Raw genomic sequence first — 15,186 nt, 5'->3', positions numbered from 1 at the left:
CCGCCAAGCCCCGCGACGTGCAGCCCCGTCCGGCGCCCCCCGGCCAGGACCAGATCCGCGTCCGCGGCGCCCGCCAGCATAATCTGAAGAATATCGACATCGACATCCCGAAGCACACGCTCACCGTGCTGACCGGGCTGTCGGGCTCCGGCAAGTCGTCGCTCGCCTTCGACACCATCTATGCCGAGGGCCAGCGCCGCTATGTCGAGAGCCTCTCGGCCTATGCCCGGCAGTTCCTGCAGCTGATGCAGAAGCCGGACGTGGACTCGATCGAGGGCCTGTCGCCGGCCATCTCCATCGAGCAGAAGACGACGAGCCACAATCCGCGCTCCACCGTCGGCACGGTGACCGAGATCCACGACTATATGCGGCTGCTCTGGGCCCGCGCCGGCGTGCCCTACAGCCCGGCCACCGGCCTGCCGATCGAGGCGCAGAGCATCAGCCAGATGGTCGATCGCGTCCTCGCCATGCCGGAGGGCACCCGCCTGCTGCTGCTGGCCCCGGTGGTTCGCGGCAAGAAGGGCGAGTTCAAGAAGGAGCTCGCCGAATACCAGCGCCGTGGTTTCGAGCGGGTGAAGGTCAATGGCGAGCTGATGCGCATCGAGGACGCCCCCGCCCTCGACAAGCGCAAGAAGCACGACATCGAGGTGGTGGTCGACCGCGTCGTCGTCGGCAATGACGGCCTGGCGCAGCGCCTGGCCGACAGCTTCGAGACGGCGATCGGCCTGGCCGACGGCGTCGCCTATGCCGAGGGCGCCGACAATGCCGAGCGCACCGTCTTCAGCAGCCGCTATGCCTGCCCGGTCTCCGGCTTCACCATCGAGGAGATCGAGCCGCGGCTGTTCTCCTTCAACTCGCCGCAGGGCGCCTGCCCGGCCTGCGACGGCCTCGGCACCGAGAGCTTCTTCGACGGCGCCCTGGTGGTGCCCGATGACGGCCGCAGCATCGCCGATGGCGCCGTCGCCGCCTGGGCCGGCAACAGCGCGCCCTATTACGACCAGACCCTGACCAGCCTGGCCAAGCACCTGGGCATCAAGACCAGCACCCCCTGGGGCGAGCTGCCGGAGGCCGCGCGCGAGGCCATCCTGGAGGGCACCGGCAAGGAGGTGGTCACCCTCCGCTACAAGGACGGGCTGCGCGCCTACGAGGTGAAGAAGCCTTTCGAGGGCGTGCTGCCGAACCTGGCCCGCCGCCTGCGCGAGACCGACAACCCCTGGGTGCGCGAGGACCTCTCCCGCTACCAGGCCGAGCAGCCCTGCCATGTCTGCTGCGGCGCCCGCCTCAAGCCCGAGGCGCTGTCGGTGAAGATCGCCGACATGCACATCGCCGGCGCCAGCGACCTGTCGATCCGCAAGGCGCTGCCCTGGTTCGAAGGGGTGGAAGCCACCCTGACCCCGCAGCGCGCCGAGATCGCCCGCCGCATCCTGAAGGAAATCATCGAGCGGCTGCGCTTCCTGCTCGATGTCGGGCTCGACTACCTCTCCCTCGCCCGCTCCTCGGCGACGCTGTCGGGCGGCGAGAGCCAGCGCATCCGGCTGGCCAGCCAGATCGGCTCCGGCCTGACCGGCGTGCTCTACGTGCTCGACGAGCCCTCGATCGGCCTGCACCAGCGCGACAACGAGCGGCTGCTGACCACGCTGCGCCGGCTGCGCGACCTCGGCAACACCGTGCTCGTCGTCGAGCATGACGAGGACGCCATCCGCACCGCCGACCACCTGATCGACATCGGCCCCGCCGCCGGCGCCGGCGGCGGCCGCGTCATCGCCCAGGGCACGCCGGCGGAGGTCGCCGCCCATCCGGACAGCATCACCGGCGCCTATCTCTCCGGCCGCCGCTCGATCGCCGTGCCGGCCGCGCGCCGCAAGCCCGACGCCAAGCGCCAGCTGCGCGTCGTCGGCGCCACCGGCAACAACCTGCATGGCCTGACCGCCGGCCTGCCGCTCGGCACCTTCACCTGCGTCACCGGCGTCTCCGGCGGCGGCAAGTCGACCTTCGTCGTCGAGACCCTCTACAAGGCCACCGCCCGCCGGCTGATGGGCGCCGGCACCGTCCCCGCCCCGCATGAGCGGATCGAGGGGCTGGAGCATCTCGACAAGATCATCGACATCGACCAGTCGCCGATCGGCCGCACCCCGCGCTCCAACCCGGCGACCTATACCGGGCTGTTCGCGCCGATCCGCGACTGGTTCTCCGAGCTGCCCGACAGCCGGGCGCGCGGCTACAAGCCCGGCCGCTTCAGCTTCAACGTCAAGGGCGGCCGCTGCGAGGCCTGCCAGGGCGATGGCGTGCTGAAGATCGAGATGCACTTCCTGCCCGACGTCTACGTCACCTGCGACACCTGCAAGGGCAAGCGCTACAACCGCGAGACGCTGGAGGTGAAGTTCCGCGGCAAGTCGATCGCCGACGTGCTGGAGATGACGGTCGAGGAAGGCCTCGAATTCTTCTCCGCCGTCCCCTCGATCCGCGACAAGCTGCGGGTGCTGCGGGAAGTGGGCCTCGGCTACATCCATCTCGGCCAGCAGGCCACCACCCTCTCCGGCGGCGAGGCGCAGCGCATCAAGCTGTCGAAGGAGCTGGCGCGCCGGGCCACCGGGCGCACCCTCTACATCCTCGACGAGCCCACCACCGGCCTGCATTTCGAGGACGTCAAGAAGCTGCTGGAAGTGCTCCACCAGCTGGTCGAGCAGGGCAACACCGTCGTGGTGATCGAGCACAACCTCGAGGTCATCAAGACGGCCGACTGGATCCTCGACCTCGGGCCGGAAGGCGGCGACGGGGGCGGGCAGATCGTGGCGCAGGGGACGCCGGAAGACGTGGCGGCGACGCCGGGCAGCCATACCGGGCGCTTCCTCGGGCCGCTGCTGCCGGCGCCGGTCAAGGCGAAGAAGAAGGTTCTCGCCAAGGCCTAGAAAAAAGAAAGGCCGGGGGAAGAATTCCCCGGACCCCCATCTTTTTTCTATCAGAAAGAAAAGAAGCGCTTCAGCGCAGGAAGAAGTTGATCGGGACGACCATGTCCAGCGGGTCGGTGCCCATCTCCGGCGGGAAAGGCGGCAGCCGCGCCCGCTCGATCATCTCGCCGACAGCTTCGTCCAGCTCGGCGCTGCCGCTGCTGCGCGCGATGCTCCAGCTCGTCACAGAGCCGTCCGGCAACATCCGGAACCGAAGCGACACCACACCCTCGATCTTCCGCAGCCGAGCGCTGTTCGGATAGCGCTTGGCGCGGTTCAGCGCGGCCGAGATCATCGCCTGGTAGCTGACCGGCGGGCCTGAGGGGCCACGGCCCGCGGGGGCTGCGGCCTGCGGCGCGGCGGCGGCCGGCGCGCTGGTGCTCGGCGTCGTCGCCGCCTCGGGCGGCGAATACGGCGTCGCGGTCGGCGGCGGCGGTGTCGGACGGCGCGGCACCGGACGCGGCGGCGGCGGCGCCGGCGGGCGCGCCTGCTGCGGCGGCGGCGGCGGCGGCGCGGGCGGCGGCGGCGGCACCTCGGCCTCCAGCAGCGGCAGCGTGTCGGGCTCCGGCGGCCGCTCGGCCTCGGGCACCACGGCCTGCAGCGTCTCGGGCTCGACCGGCGGGGTCACCTCGGGCTCCTGCGCGGCCTCCGGCGGCGGCGGCTGCATCGCCGTCACCTCGGGCGGCGGCGGCTGCACCTGCACGGGCTCGGGCGGCGCGGCGGTCGCCGAGGGCGGCGGCGGCGTGGTGCTGGATTGCGGCGCCGGCGGCTCGATCGCATCGACCCGCTCGGCCACCGGGGCCGGCTCCTCCTGGGCGACTTCCGGCGCCGAGGGCGGCGCGATCATCTCCAGCGGCACGATGGCCGGCGGCGGCGCATGCTCCGGCAGGCCGAAGATCAGGAAGACCAGGACACCGCCATGCAGGAGGGCGGTGATGCCCCATCCGGCGAGGCGGGGTCCTTGCAGGCTCAGCGTGCTCATCGTGGCCTCGCCCGTCAGCGCGCCTGGACCGGCGTCGAGGCTTCCGCCTCGGCGATCAGCGACACGCGGGTGATGCCCGCCTGGGTCACCCGGCCCATCACCCGCAGCACCTCGCCATACGGCACGGCGCGGTCGCCGCGGACATAGACCGGGGCCTCGGGGTCGTTCCTGTGCAGCTCGGCGAGCTTCGCCGGCAGGTCGGCCACGGCGATCTCGTCCTGGCGCAGATAGACCTTGCCGTCGGGGCCGACGGTCAGCACCACCGGTGGCCGCGGCGCCGCGGCGCGCGGGGCGGCGGTCTTCGGCAGGTTTACCGGCACGCCCACGACCATCATGGGGGCTGCCACCATGAAGACGATCAGCAGCACCAGCATGACGTCGACCAGCGGCGTGACATTCATGTCGGCCATCGGCAGCGGGGCGTCGTCATCCCCGCCGCTGTGGCTCGGGCCAGCGAAGGCCATCCGGCTTACTCCGCCGCCGCGCTGCGGCTGCCGGCGGCGGCCGCCAGGCTGGGCGGGCGGCGCGACAGGCTGGCGGCGAGGTCGGCGGCGGCCGACTGGCCGTCCTGACGCAGCCGGCCGAGCCGGACCAGCAGCCGGTTATAGGCCATGACCGCCGGGATCGCCGCGATCAGGCCGATGGCGGTGGCGAACAGCGCCTCGGCGATGCCGGGGGCGACCACGGCCAGGCTGGTGTCGTTGCTCTGCGCGATGCCGGCGAAGCTGTTCATGATGCCCCAGACCGTGCCGAACAGCCCGATGAAGGGGGCGACGGCGCCGGTGGTGGCCAGGAAGGGCAGGCCCGGCTCGACCCGGCGCAGCTCGCCGGACAGGGCATGGCGCATCGCATGCTCCATGCGGTGCCGGTACTCGAAGCGGCTCTCGCCCTGCTCGCGGCCGTCGCGCCATTCGCGGGTGCCGGCGCGCAGCACCCGGGCGGCCAGCCCCTCGCCCTGCGGCGAGGGCAGCCCCTGCCCGGCGCCCGGCGCGGCGGCGGCCACCAGGCCGCGGATCTCGCGCTTCAGCCGACCGAGCAGCAGCGATTTCTCGACGATGATGGCCCAGCAGACGACGGAGGCCAGCGCGAGCGCGATCATCACCGCCTTGACGACCCAGTCGGCCTGCATGAACAGGCCGAGCATCGACATGTCGGGGCCATGGCCCGCCGCGGCGATGGCGGCATCGAGGCCAGGAACGACGCCGGGCGTGGCGGTGACGGTCTCGGTCGGGTTCATCGCGACCTCCTTACTTTTCGAAAGTGACGCCGTCGACGCGCGAGGCGAGCGCCAGGCGCGGCAGGCAGGCGGCCCGGGTCTCGGGGGTGCCGCCGCAGGCCAGAAGGTCGTTCAGCAGCACGGCGCCGATCCCGTCGCAGGGCTGGCTGGCCAGATCGAAGATCCGGGCCATGGTTTTTTCTTGCGGCAGGGGCCCGACATCCAGCGCCAGCCGGCGGGCGATCACCCCGTCCTTGCCGAAGACCAGCAAGTCGAGGCGCAGCGGGTCGACCGCCTCGGGCGCCGGGTTGCGCAGCAGCAGCCACACCCGGCAGCCTTCGGGGCGGCTTTCCAGCCGGTTCAGCTCCAGCCCGATCTTCGCCGTCCCCGGCGTGGCCGGGCTCTGCGCCCGGGCCGGGGCGGCCAGGCCGGCGGCCCCCGTCACGGCCAGCGCGGCGAACAGCCCGAAGGTGGACAGGACCCGACGGAGCGGCATTGCGGCATTACCCTTTCGCATCTGCGTTGGCTTATGCCGCTATTGAGACTTCGTTGCAATGCGAATGACTCTCAATAATCACCCGCGGACACAGTCATGCGGCGGGCGCCGGGCGGACGCCGCAAGAAGGGCCAAAGACGACAGGCCCGGCGCGCGGCTGTCGTTCTGATAAAACCGATGTCGTTGGGGGGCTGGTGCCGACACCCGGGATTGAACCGGGGACCTACTGATTACGAATCAGTTGCTCTACCGCTGAGCTATGTCGGCGCCGCGGCCGCTATCTAGCGGGGTTGCGGCGGCAGGGCAACCACCTTCCGCAGCTTTACGCGCAGCGATTGCGCGATCCCGCCGCCCGGCGAAAAAACCCGCCGAAAACAACCGCGCCGCGCCCCCTGAAGGGACGCGGCGCCAAGACCCGGCGCGCCATCCTGGCGCGCGACGCGTGCCGTCTGGCGGCGTCAGTGCACCAGGACCGGCAGCATCTCGTGCTGCAGGATGGCGGCCGTGGCCAGGCTGGTATCCGGCGCCGCGCCGATCTGCGTGCCATCCGCAGAATGGATGGCCACCGCCGGCGCGCCATCCATGACGATCGGCCGGATATAGGCGATCTGCTCCGCCCCGAAGCGCGCCCAGTCGGCGGGGGCAAGCTGCCGCAGCGCATCGGCGGCGGCGAAGGGGCGTGTGGGACCTTCCTTGTTCATCGCGGGAATCTCCTTCTGCCGTCCCTTTCGGGGCCCGGCGCTGCGGTCCATCAAATGCACCGCTGTGGAATCCTGTGGTCTTCCCTGCCCTCATCCCCGCCTCGATCGCGAAGGCGGATCAAAAGGACAATGCCCGGGAAGCCTGAAGGTTTTGCAGCCTTTTTGTGCCGGGAAGCGAGAAGTGACCGGTCTGGCCCCCGGCGTCAGCCGGTGATCTGGCCGACCGGCACCTGGCTGACGGCGATCTGGCTCTCCTCCTGGGGGGCGCTCTGCACCACCGCCCGGCCGCCCTGGGCGCCGCGCATGCCGATCTGGATCGCCTTGACCCGCACGGCGGGCTGCGGCCGCTTCAGGTCGATATGCAGCAGCCCGTTATCCAGCCAGGCGCCTTCGACATCGATGCCCTCGGCCAGGACGAAGGCGCGGTGGAACTGCCGGGCGGCGATGCCGCGATGCAGGAAGACGCGGCCTTCGCTCTCGTCCTTCTGCTTGCCGCGGACCACTAGCTGGTTGTCCTCCTGCGTGATCTGCAGGTCGTCCATGCTGAAGCCGGCCACGGCCAGGGTGATGCGCAGCCGATTCTCGGCGGTCTGCTCGATATTGTACGGCGGATACCCATCGGCGTTCTTCGCCACCCGGTCGAGCATCTGCTCCAGATGGTCGAAGCCGAGAAACAGGGGCGAGCCGAAAAGCGACGAACGAGACATGGCAGCCAGGAACTCCTCCGATGAGCGAGCCGTGGGCGGGACCCGAAGCACCCCGCCACGCCAGGACAGTTTGTGCGCTCCGCCGCCGGATGCAAGAGGCCGCGCCATGGCTGTGCCTTTGCAGGCCGCCGATGGCGCTGCCCTGCGCCTCCCCCCGCCGCGCGGGTCCGCTCTTCCGCCCGCGGCAGTTGAAGCCGGCCCGGCCAGAAGCTAGAGCACCCTTTCCATGTCCGAACCCGCCCTTCTGCCCATCCTGCTGGTCCCTGACGCGAAGCTGCGCGCCAAGGCCCGCCCCGTCGGCCCCGGCGACACCGAGACGGTGCGCGCCCTGGCCCCCCGCATGCTCGCCACCATGTACAAGGCCCCCGGCATCGGCTTGGCCGCGCCGCAGATCGGCGAGCTGCTGCGCCTGGTCGTCATCGACCTGCAGCCCGACGACCAGCCGCAGCCCTATGTCATGGTCAATCCGGAGATCGTCGCCGCCAGCCAGCAGCTGTCGTCGCATGAGGAAGGCTGCCTGTCGCTGCCCAACCAATATGCCGAGGTGGTCCGCCCGGCCGAGGTGAAGGTGCGCTGGCTCGACCTCGACGGCGCCAGGCGCGAGATGACCGCCGACGGGCTGATGGCCACCTGCCTGCAGCACGAGATCGACCATCTGAACGGCGTGCTCTTCGTCGACCATCTCTCGGCGCTGAAGCGCAACATGATGCTGCGCAAGCTGGCCAAGGAGCTGAAGTCCAAGGGCCGCGACGAGTGACCCCGCTCCGCCTCGCCTTCATGGGCAGCCCCGACTTCGCGGTGCCGGCCCTGCGTGCGCTGCACGCGGCGGGGCATGCGGTGGTCGCCGTCTACACCCAGCCGCCGCGCCCCGCCGGGCGCGGCCAGAAGGAAACCCCCTGCCCGGTGCACCGCGCGGCGCTGGAGCTCGGCCTGGCCGTGCGCCACCCCGCCCGGGTCCGCCGCGACACGGCCGAGCACGCGGCCTTCCGCGCCCTCGACCTCGATGTCGCGGTGGTCGCCGCCTATGGGCTGATCCTGCCGCGCGAGATGCTGGACGCGCCGCGCCGCGGCTGCCTGAACATCCATGCCTCGCTGCTGCCGCGCTGGCGCGGCGCCGGGCCGATCCAGGCCGCCATCCTGGCCGGCGACGCCGAGACCGGCATCACCATCATGCAGATGGAGGAAGGCCTCGACACCGGGCCGATGCTGCTGAAGGGCGCCGTGCCGATCGGCCCGCGCGACGGCACGCCCGCCATCCACGACGCCCTGGCGGAAATCGGCCGCCGGCTGATCCTGCAGGCATTGGACGAGCAACCGGCCGCCGTGCCGCAGCCGGAAGAAGGCGTCACCTACGCCCCCAAGCTCAGCAAGCCCGACGGCGCGCTGGACTGGACCCAGGACGCCGCCGCCCTCGACCGCCGCATCCGCGCCCTCAACCCCTGGCCCGGCACCTATTTCCAGCACGCCGGCGAGACGCTGCGCGTGCTCGAGGCCGAGCCGGCGCCGCTCGACACCCCTTCCCCGCCCGGCACCGTGCTCGACGACGCCCCGCGCATCGCCTGCGGCCAGGGCGCGCTGCGCCTGCTGCGGCTGCAGCGCGCCGGCCGCGGCGCCATGCCGGCCGAGGCTTTCCTGCGCGGCTACGCCCTGCCGCCCGGCAGCCGGCTCGGCTGACATGCCGCGCTACGCCCTGCTGGTCGAATATGACGGCGCGCCCTTCGTCGGCTGGCAGCGCCAGGCCATCGGCCTCTCGGTGCAGCAGGTGCTGGAGGAGGCCGCGGCGCCGCTGAACGGCGGCGTCCCCGCCCTCACCCAGGCCTCCGGCCGCACCGATGCCGGCGTCCATGCCGAGGGCCAGGTGGTGCAGATCGAGCTCGGCCTCGACCTGCCGCCGCTGCGCCTGCGCGAGGCGCTGAACGCCTATAGCCGCCCGCATCCGGTCTCCGTCGTCGCCGCCGCCCGGGTGCCGGAGGAATGGTCGGCCCGCTTCTCCTGCATCGGCCGCAGCTACCGCTACCGCATCCTCAACCGCCGCGCCCGGCCGGCGCTGTTGGCGGGGCGGGTCTGGCACGTCCCCCAGGCGGTCGATGCCGATGCCATGCATGCCGCCGCCCAGACCATCCTGGGCCGCCACGACTTCACCGCCTTCCGCGCCGCCGCCTGCCAGGCCAAGGATGCCTTACGCACGCTGGACCAGCTCGACGTCCGGCGCGAGGGCGACGAGATTCTGGTCCACACCGCCGCCCGCAGCTTCCTGCACCACCAGGTGCGCAACATGGTGGGCAGCCTGATGCAGGTGGGCCTCGGCCGCCGCCCCGTCCCCTGGGTGCGTGAGCTGCTGGACGGGCGCGACCGGACACTCGCCGGCCAGAACGCCCCGGCCGAGGGCCTGACCTTCCTCGCCGCCCGCTACCCGGCGCCGATCGACTGGTGCTGAAGGCTTGCGGCCCGCCGCCGGCCCCGGCAGGCTGGCGCGCATGGCCGGGCATTTCCACCGCGTGATCCCCGAAGGCGAAGACCGCGAGCGCCTGACCTGCGCCGATTGCGGCTTCGTCAACTACGAGAACCCGAAGATCGTCACCGGCGCGGTGGTGGTGGAGCACGGGCGCATCCTGCTCTGCCGCCGCGCCATCCCGCCCCGCACCGGCTTCTGGACCCTGCCCGCCGGCTTCATGGAGCTCGGCGAGACCGTGGCCGAAGGCGCCGCCCGCGAGGCCTTCGAGGAAGCCCAGGCCCGCATCGCCATCGAAGGCGTGCTGGCGGTCTATTCCATCGCCCGCATCGGCCAGGTGCAGATCCTGTTCCGGGCCCATCTCGCCGAGCCGGGCATCGCGCCGGGGCCGGAAAGCCTGGAGACGCGCTTCTTCGCCTGGGACGAGATCCCCTGGGGGGACATCGCTTTCCCTTCCGTTCATTGGGCGCTGCGGCACTGGCACGCTACCCGCGACGCGCCCCTTGGCGCACCCGCAACCAACCCGCCCGAAGACACCCGCGGGATGACGCCGCTGCCGGGGGCGACCACCAGCGTCTGAAACAATAAGCAAGGGCGGGGGGAGGTATCCCCCCGCACCCCCTTCTATTTCTGTTCTTTTGCGCGCTGGCGGCAGAAGCAGTCCTCGGCATGGTCGTCGACCAACCCCACGGCCTGCATCCAGGCATAGACGATCACCGGGCCCACGAACTTGAAGCCGCGCTTCTTCAGCGCGACCGACATCGCCTCGGACAGCGGCGTCTTCGCCGGCAAGGCCACGCCATCGCCCACCAGCGGCACGCCATCGACGAAGCCCCAGGCGAATTCGCCGAAATCATCGCCGGCAGCCTGCATCGCCAGATAGGCCCGGGCATTGCCGATCGTCGCCTCGATCTTCGCCCGCGCCCGGATGATGCCGGCATCGCCCATCAGCCGGTCGACATCCGCCGGGCCGAACGCCGCCACCGCCACCGGGTCGAAATCGCGGAAGGCGGCACGAAACCCCTCCCGCCGGCGCAGGATGGTGATCCAGGACAGGCCGGCCTGGAACCCCTCCAGCATCAGCATCTCCCACAGCGCCCGGCTGTCGCGCAGCGGCACGCCCCATTCCTGGTCGTGATATTGCTGCATCAGCGCGTCGCCATTCGCCCAGCGGCACCGCATCACCTCGCCCATCGGCGGCCCTCCCCCTCGATGCCAAGCCGGTAGCACAGGCGGCGCGGCCACCGAAGCCGTTCCGTCCCGCCGGACGCCGTCATGCCTCGCCGGGAAGCGCCGGCGGATGCAGCCGCACCATCGTCACCCCGGCCGCCGCGCCCTTGCCGATGTGGTCGACCACCAGGCGCATCAGCCGCTCGACCTCGCCGCCTGCCAGCGCCTCGACCATCGCCCGGTGCTCGCGCCCGGATTGCTCCATGCGTGCGCGGCTGGGCCAGGTGCTGCCGGGGATGGGCCGCATGGTGGCGCGGATCTCCTGGACCTGCGCGACCAGCAGCGTGTTCCGGCAGAGGCCGTGCATCCGCTGGTGGAAGGCGGCATTGGCCTCGATGAGGCGCAGGAACTCGCCGCCCGCCACCAGCGCTTCGAAGGCCGTGGCCAGCACCGCCAGCTCGGCGATCACCGCCGCCGTGGCCTGCCGCACCATCTCCGGCACCATCGCCGCTTCCAGGATCATGCGCAGCTCCCGCTGCTCCCGCTGCCGCCGCGGGTCCATCGAGGGGACGCGGTAGCCACGGTTCGGCGCATGCACGACGAAGCGCTGCAGCGCCAGCTTGAGCAGCGCGTTGCGCACCGTGTTGCGGGTGGCGCCGTAGCCTTCCTCGAGATCGACCTGCTTCAGCCAGTGCCCCGGCGCCAGCACGCCCGCCTGGATATCGGCGCTGATCGCATCGGCCAGGCGGTCGGACCGGGAGGGGCGGCCGGCGGCGGCGCGCATCGGCCCCTGCCCGCCCTCAGGCCAGGATATCGGCCGCGGTCCGCGCCAGCGCCCGCACGCCATAGCCGATGCAGCGCTCGTCGGGCTGGTAATGGGCATTGTGCACCTTGTCCGTCCGCCCCGGCTGCGACGAGCCGACCAGCAGCCGGAAGGCCGGCACCATCGCCGCCATCAGCGCGAAATCCTCGCCGCCCAGGCTGGGCTCGAACTCGTCGGCAACATCGCCGAGCTGGGCGCGGATGGCGGCGACCGTCCGCTGCAGCATCGCCTCGTCATTCATCAGCGCCGGCATGCCGCGGCGATAGGACACGTCGCAGCGGACGCGCAGACCGGCCGCGATGCCCTCGCAGATCCGCTTGATGCCGCTCTCCGCCGCGTCGCGCGCCGCTTCCTGCCGGCTGCGCACCGTGCCGTTCAGCTCGCAGCGGTCGGGGATGACATTGCGCGCCTGGCCGGCATGGATGGCGCCCACCGTCACCACGCAGGCATCCAGCGCCCGCACGTCGCGGGAGACGATGGTCTGCAGCTGGCCGATCAGCTGCGCCGCCGCGACGATCGGGTCGATGGCCGCATAGGGCCGCGCGCCATGGCCGGACTTGCCATGCAGCACGATGTCGAATTCATCGGTCGCCGCCGTCGCCGGGCCATGCACGATGCCATAGCGGCCGACCGCGATCTCCGGCCGGTTGTGCAGACTGAGCGCCATGTCGACGCCCTCCATCACCCCCTCGGCGATCATTTCCCTGGCGCCGCCGATGGCTTCCTCGGCGGGCTGGAAGATCAGCCGGACGGTGCCGGCCAGCTGGCCCGACAGCTGCTGCAGCACCGCGCCGACGCCCAGCAGGGTGGTGGTGTGGATGTCGTGGCCGCAGGCATGCATCTTGCCGTCGATGGTGCTGGCATAGGCCAGGCCGGTCTGCTCCTGGATCGGCAGCGCGTCCATGTCGGCGCGGATCGCCAGGATCGGCCCCGGCCGGGCGCCGCGGATGGTGCCGACGACGCCGGTGCGGCCGATGCCGGCGCGATGCTCGATGCCCAGCCGCGACAGCTCGGCCGCGACCACGCCGGCGGTGCGGACCTCCTCGAAGGCGAGCTCGGGATGCGCATGGATATCCCGGCGCAGCGCGATGAGGCGGGGCTCGATCGCGGCGGTGGCAGCATCGATCGCGGCGCGCAGGTCGTTCGGGATCTGGGTCATCGGCAGGGCTCGGCTTCGGTTCTGGTGCCGCGGATTGGTCACCAATTCCAGCGTCCCGGCAAGGCCCCCTCCCCGCCATGGCGCCGCGGCTGGCAGCCCGATTGATGCGCCAGCCTGATGATGGCTATCGGTCCCGGCGGGCTAATGGAGAGGCGGAGAATGGGTCATGCTGGCGCCGATCCCAGTCGCAGAGGCCCGCCCGGTGAACCGATGGAAATACTGCGCCGCCAGCCTGGGCCTGGCCGCCAGCCTCCTGGCCGCCCCCGCCGCCAGGGCGCAGCCGGCTGACAGGCCGCTGGTGATCCAGGCGCAGGGCAGCTTCGCGGTGGGCGGCTCGGTCACGACGGCGCCGGGCACCTTCGACCCCCGCCAGCCGCTCCGCGCCGCGGGGCAGACCTATCGCGGCGACCATCTCTATGCCTTCTACCAGGTGCCGCCCGGCGCACGGCGCCTGCCGATCGTCATGTGGCACGGGGCGGGGCAGTTCTCGAAGACCTGGGAGACCACGGCGGACGGGCGCGAGGGCTTCCAGACCATCTTCCTGCGCCGCAGCTTCGCCACCTACCTGATCGACCAGCCGCGCCGCGGCAATGCCGGGCGCAGCACGGTCGAGACCACCATCACGCCGACCCCGGACGAGCAGTTCTGGTTCGGCCAGTTCCGCCTCGGCGTCTGGCCCAGCTATTTCGACGGCGTGCAGTTCGACCGGTCCGCGGCGACGCTCGACCAGTATTTCCGGGCGATGACGCCGAACACCGGCCCCTTCGACATGAACCTCGTCGCGGATGGCGTGGCCGCGCTGTTCCGGCGGATCGGCCCGGGCATCCTGTTCACCCATTCCCAATCCGGCGGCCCCGGCTGGCTGGCGGCGATCAAGAGCGCCGATATCCGCGCCATCGTCGCCTTCGAGCCCGGCAGCAACTTCCTGTTCCCGCAGGGCGAGGTGCCGGCCGCCATCCCGACCAGCTTCGACACCGTGGCGGGCATGCCGGTGCCGATGGCCGACTTCATGGCGCTGACGCGGATCCCGATCGTCATCTTCTACGGCGACAACATCCCGGCGACGCCCAGCGACATCCCGACCCAGGATGCCTGGCGCGGGCGGCTGCAGATGGCGCGGCTGTGGCGCGACGCCGTCAACCGGCATGGCGGCGACGTGCGGGTCGTGCACCTGCCGGAGGCCGGCATCCGCGGCAACACGCATTTCCCCTTTTCCGACCTGAACAACATCGAGATCGCCGACCAGGTCTCGCGCTTCCTCGCCGACAAGCAGCTCGACTGAGCAGGCGAAGGCGGCGGGCGCCCCGATCCTGACGGCGTCACCCCGAGCAAGGCAGCCATGACGATCTTCCCACGCCCCCTCTTCCTGGCGGCCCTGGCGGCCGCGGCGATCCTGGCGATCGGCTGGCAGGTGCAGGCCGAGACGAACCGGGTCAGCTTCCCTGCCGACCTGGACCGGCTCGTTCACTACACCACCGTCCGCCGCGGCAATGTGACCGAGCACATCTTGACCACGCCCGAGGCGATCACGGCGGTGCAGAACCGCCAGCCGATCCCGGCCGGCACGCATTTCGTGCTGGTCGACCACCGCGACGGCAAGCTCTACCGCTATTTCGTCATGGAGAAGGGCGAGGGCTTCGGCGCCGATTACGACGCCCGCCGCCGCACGGCGGACTGGCAGTTCCAATGGTTCTGGCCGGATCGCAGCCTCAACCTGGGCGAGAACACCGCCCGCTGCCAATCCTGCCACGCCAGCCAGCAGGGCGCGGACTACCTGTTCACCGCCCACCGGATCCCGCGCTTCGACGGCACGCCGGTCGAGTGATCCGGCCGCCGCCCCGATGACCCCCTCGCTGCCCCGGCGGATGCTGCTGGACCTGGCCTCGGCCGGCCTGCTGGTCTTCGGCCTGTCCTACTGGTGGCTCGGCAACGCGGCGCATGAGCTGGCGGGGACGGCGATGTTCCTGCTGCTGATCCTGCACAATGTCTTCAACCGGCGCTGGTGGGGCAGGCTGCCCAGGGCGCGGCGCGAGCCCCGCCGGCTGCTCGACGGCGCGGTGACGCTGCTGCTGCTCGGCGGCATGCTCGCCCTGCTGGTGACCAGCGTCCTGATCTCGAACGCGCTGTCGGGCGTGCTGTCGGCCTTCGGCGGCTTCACGCTGCGGCAGATCCACAGCCTGGCCGCCTATTGGGTGCTGGTCATCGTCGCGGTCCATCTCGGCCTGCGCTGGCCGATGATCATGGCCGTCGCGCGCGGCCTGCTCGGGATCGAGACGGCCAGCAGGCCCCGCGCCCTGGCGCTGCGCCTCCTGGCCGCCGCCGTCGCGGCCCAGGGTGTCTGGAGCGCCCTGGTGCTCGGCCTGGCGGGCCGGCTCAGCATGCAGGTCTCGCTCGACTGGTGGAATTTCGAGGAGTCGGTCGCCGCCTTCTTCCTGCACTGCCTGGCCATCATGGGCCTCTGCGTGGCCGTGACCCATTACGGCCTGCAGGGCTGCCGGCGCCTTGCCCGGCAGGCGCGCCGCCCCGGCTGAC

At 71.5% G+C, this 15,186-nt stretch carries 17 protein-coding genes and 1 tRNA gene; 8 read left to right on the top strand and 10 right to left on the bottom strand.

The features are described from left to right. Positions 1–17 precede the first annotated feature (17 nt). Positions 18–2,909, top strand: coding sequence for an excinuclease ABC subunit UvrA (gene uvrA, locus GVN67_RS12595; RefSeq protein WP_200845242.1), 2,892 nt, complete (start codon positions 18–20; stop codon positions 2,907–2,909). 70 nt (positions 2,910–2,979) lie between these two features. Here uvrA and GVN67_RS30345 read toward each other — a convergent pair whose 3' ends face one another. From GVN67_RS30345 to GVN67_RS12560, 7 genes are all read right to left on the bottom strand, one after another. Then, positions 2,980–3,930, bottom strand: coding sequence for an energy transducer TonB (locus GVN67_RS30345; protein ID WP_159996388.1), 951 nt, complete (start codon positions 3,928–3,930; stop codon positions 2,980–2,982). Positions 3,931–3,944: 14 nt separating this feature from the next. Next, on the bottom strand, positions 3,945–4,394 hold the full coding sequence (locus GVN67_RS12585) for an ExbD/TolR family protein (protein ID WP_159996386.1): 450 nt from the start codon (positions 4,392–4,394) through the stop codon (positions 3,945–3,947). A 5-nt stretch (positions 4,395–4,399) separates the two neighbouring features. Further along, positions 4,400–5,167, bottom strand: a complete 768-nt coding sequence (locus GVN67_RS12580; RefSeq protein ID WP_159996384.1) for a MotA/TolQ/ExbB proton channel family protein — start codon at positions 5,165–5,167, stop codon at positions 4,400–4,402. A 10-nt stretch (positions 5,168–5,177) separates the two neighbouring features. Continuing rightward, positions 5,178–5,642, bottom strand: a complete 465-nt coding sequence (locus tag GVN67_RS12575) for a Tat pathway signal protein (RefSeq protein ID WP_159996382.1) — start codon at positions 5,640–5,642, stop codon at positions 5,178–5,180. A 192-nt stretch (positions 5,643–5,834) separates the two neighbouring features. Then, a tRNA-Thr gene (locus GVN67_RS12570) sits at positions 5,835–5,909 on the bottom strand. A 191-nt stretch (positions 5,910–6,100) separates the two neighbouring features. After that, positions 6,101–6,343: a DUF1150 family protein gene (locus tag GVN67_RS12565; RefSeq protein ID WP_159996380.1), complete on the bottom strand. Its 243-nt coding sequence runs from the start codon at positions 6,341–6,343 to the stop codon at positions 6,101–6,103. Between the two features lie 203 nt (positions 6,344–6,546). After that, positions 6,547–7,050, bottom strand: a complete 504-nt coding sequence (locus GVN67_RS12560) for an Hsp20 family protein (RefSeq protein ID WP_235035269.1) — start codon at positions 7,048–7,050, stop codon at positions 6,547–6,549. 226 nt (positions 7,051–7,276) lie between these two features. Between GVN67_RS12560 and def the strand changes: the two genes are divergently transcribed. Genes def through GVN67_RS12540 form a run of 4 tightly spaced genes read left to right on the top strand, consistent with a single transcriptional unit; the run spans position 7,277 to position 10,082 of the window. Beyond that, positions 7,277–7,807, top strand: coding sequence for a peptide deformylase (gene def, locus GVN67_RS12555; RefSeq protein WP_159996378.1), 531 nt, complete (start codon positions 7,277–7,279; stop codon positions 7,805–7,807). A 20-nt stretch (positions 7,808–7,827) separates the two neighbouring features. Beyond that, a complete protein-coding gene (gene fmt / locus GVN67_RS12550) occupies positions 7,828–8,724 on the top strand; it encodes a methionyl-tRNA formyltransferase (RefSeq protein WP_159996392.1) in 897 nt (298 codons plus the stop codon). Between the two features lies 1 nt (position 8,725). Further along, positions 8,726–9,487 (top strand): tRNA pseudouridine(38-40) synthase TruA, encoded by a 762-nt coding sequence (truA, locus tag GVN67_RS12545; protein WP_159996376.1) that lies wholly within the window; start codon positions 8,726–8,728, stop codon positions 9,485–9,487. A 40-nt stretch (positions 9,488–9,527) separates the two neighbouring features. Then, positions 9,528–10,082, top strand: coding sequence for an NUDIX domain-containing protein (locus tag GVN67_RS12540; RefSeq protein ID WP_159996374.1), 555 nt, complete (start codon positions 9,528–9,530; stop codon positions 10,080–10,082). A gap of 44 nt (positions 10,083–10,126) precedes the next feature. On the opposite strand, the gene GVN67_RS12535 is transcribed toward GVN67_RS12540, so the two are convergent. The 3 genes from GVN67_RS12535 to GVN67_RS12525 all read right to left on the bottom strand — a co-directional run bounded on the left by GVN67_RS12535 (position 10,127) and on the right by GVN67_RS12525 (position 12,654). Next, positions 10,127–10,696, bottom strand: a complete 570-nt coding sequence (locus GVN67_RS12535) for a DNA-3-methyladenine glycosylase I (protein WP_159996372.1) — start codon at positions 10,694–10,696, stop codon at positions 10,127–10,129. Positions 10,697–10,775: 79 nt separating this feature from the next. Then, positions 10,776–11,456, bottom strand: coding sequence for a GntR family transcriptional regulator (locus GVN67_RS12530; protein WP_159996370.1), 681 nt, complete (start codon positions 11,454–11,456; stop codon positions 10,776–10,778). Positions 11,457–11,472: 16 nt separating this feature from the next. After that, on the bottom strand, positions 11,473–12,654 hold the full coding sequence (locus GVN67_RS12525) for a M20 family metallopeptidase (RefSeq protein WP_159996368.1): 1,182 nt from the start codon (positions 12,652–12,654) through the stop codon (positions 11,473–11,475). Positions 12,655–12,820: 166 nt separating this feature from the next. Here GVN67_RS12525 and GVN67_RS12520 point away from each other — a divergent pair, with 166 nt between their 5' ends. Genes GVN67_RS12520 through GVN67_RS12510 form a run of 3 tightly spaced genes read left to right on the top strand, consistent with a single transcriptional unit; the run spans position 12,821 to position 15,185 of the window. Continuing rightward, entirely contained in the window at positions 12,821–13,936 is a 1,116-nt protein-coding gene (locus tag GVN67_RS12520; protein WP_200845241.1) for an alpha/beta fold hydrolase, read from the top strand. A 57-nt stretch (positions 13,937–13,993) separates the two neighbouring features. After that, positions 13,994–14,479, top strand: a complete 486-nt coding sequence (locus tag GVN67_RS12515; RefSeq protein WP_159996366.1) for a cytochrome P460 family protein — start codon at positions 13,994–13,996, stop codon at positions 14,477–14,479. 16 nt (positions 14,480–14,495) lie between these two features. Next, a complete protein-coding gene (locus tag GVN67_RS12510; RefSeq protein WP_159996364.1) occupies positions 14,496–15,185 on the top strand; it encodes a DUF4405 domain-containing protein in 690 nt (229 codons plus the stop codon). Position 15,186 lies beyond the last annotated feature (1 nt).

This window comes from Roseomonas sp. 18066, from assembly GCF_902706185.1.
Lineage (GTDB): Bacteria > Pseudomonadota > Alphaproteobacteria > Acetobacterales > Acetobacteraceae > Pseudoroseomonas.
The sequence above is the reverse complement of the archived record's forward strand: the minus strand, read 5'-3'. Positions and strand labels throughout refer to the sequence as shown.

Excerpts from the sequence above, each read along its gene's own strand:
- GVN67_RS30345 (WP_159996388.1), bottom strand. The coding sequence starts at position 3,930 with ATGAGCACGCTGAGCCTGCAAGGACCCCGCCTCGCCGGATGGGGCATC.
- GVN67_RS12585 (WP_159996386.1), bottom strand. The coding sequence starts at position 4,394 with ATGGCCTTCGCTGGCCCGAGCCACAGCGGCGGGGATGACGACGCCCCG.
- GVN67_RS12580 (WP_159996384.1), bottom strand. The coding sequence starts at position 5,167 with ATGAACCCGACCGAGACCGTCACCGCCACGCCCGGCGTCGTTCCTGGC.
- GVN67_RS12575 (WP_159996382.1), bottom strand. The coding sequence starts at position 5,642 with ATGCCGCTCCGTCGGGTCCTGTCCACCTTCGGGCTGTTCGCCGCGCTG.
- GVN67_RS12565 (WP_159996380.1), bottom strand. The coding sequence starts at position 6,343 with ATGAACAAGGAAGGTCCCACACGCCCCTTCGCCGCCGCCGATGCGCTG.
- GVN67_RS12560 (WP_235035269.1), bottom strand. The coding sequence starts at position 7,050 with ATGTCTCGTTCGTCGCTTTTCGGCTCGCCCCTGTTTCTCGGCTTCGAC.
- def (WP_159996378.1), top strand. The coding sequence starts at position 7,277 with ATGTCCGAACCCGCCCTTCTGCCCATCCTGCTGGTCCCTGACGCGAAG.
- fmt (WP_159996392.1), top strand. The coding sequence starts at position 7,828 with ATGGGCAGCCCCGACTTCGCGGTGCCGGCCCTGCGTGCGCTGCACGCG.
- truA (WP_159996376.1), top strand. The coding sequence starts at position 8,726 with ATGCCGCGCTACGCCCTGCTGGTCGAATATGACGGCGCGCCCTTCGTC.
- GVN67_RS12540 (WP_159996374.1), top strand. The coding sequence starts at position 9,528 with ATGGCCGGGCATTTCCACCGCGTGATCCCCGAAGGCGAAGACCGCGAG.
- GVN67_RS12535 (WP_159996372.1), bottom strand. The coding sequence starts at position 10,696 with ATGGGCGAGGTGATGCGGTGCCGCTGGGCGAATGGCGACGCGCTGATG.
- GVN67_RS12530 (WP_159996370.1), bottom strand. The coding sequence starts at position 11,456 with ATGCGCGCCGCCGCCGGCCGCCCCTCCCGGTCCGACCGCCTGGCCGAT.
- GVN67_RS12525 (WP_159996368.1), bottom strand. The coding sequence starts at position 12,654 with ATGACCCAGATCCCGAACGACCTGCGCGCCGCGATCGATGCTGCCACC.
- GVN67_RS12520 (WP_200845241.1), top strand. The coding sequence starts at position 12,821 with ATGCTGGCGCCGATCCCAGTCGCAGAGGCCCGCCCGGTGAACCGATGG.
- GVN67_RS12515 (WP_159996366.1), top strand. The coding sequence starts at position 13,994 with ATGACGATCTTCCCACGCCCCCTCTTCCTGGCGGCCCTGGCGGCCGCG.
- GVN67_RS12510 (WP_159996364.1), top strand. The coding sequence starts at position 14,496 with ATGACCCCCTCGCTGCCCCGGCGGATGCTGCTGGACCTGGCCTCGGCC.